This is a genomic window from Streptococcus suis, assembly GCF_002964045.1.
GTDB lineage: Bacteria > Bacillota > Bacilli > Lactobacillales > Streptococcaceae > Streptococcus > Streptococcus suis_U.
This window is the reverse complement of record NZ_POPB01000161.1, coordinates 1-351: the sequence shown is the minus strand read 5'-3', so window position 1 is coordinate 351 and position 351 is coordinate 1. Positions and strand designations below refer to the sequence as shown.

Genomic DNA, 351 nt, shown 5'->3' with positions numbered 1-351 from the left:
TTTTTACATATTTACTTGTACAATCAGATTATACTACTTGTAAGAAGAAAAAAATGCCAAATCGTTCACATTTTTGGGGCAATAGTACATATTTTTTTAAAATTTTAAATGGTATATTTTTACTAGAGATAGAGGATGGTATCCTGGAATTTATTTTGATAATTGGTGTCTTAATCATGTTCTTTTTAGCAATGTAATATTACTGTGTAGAAATTTTTCCAGATTTGTTTGTTTTATTGTGTTTTTATCTAAGAATACTGTGTATCCTAGTGCCAAACCTTGAAAATTGCCTAATTTTCTGCTACAATATATTATTGACTAAAATTGAAATAGGATGAATGATATGGTAAC

General features: G+C 26.2%; 1 protein-coding gene. It reads left to right on the top strand.

All coding sequences use genetic code 11. The annotated features are described in order from the left end of the window. On the top strand, positions 1-197 hold a 197-nt coding region (locus C1E99_RS15140), incomplete at its 5' end, for a hypothetical protein (protein WP_238146176.1). Positions 198-351 lie beyond the last annotated feature (154 nt).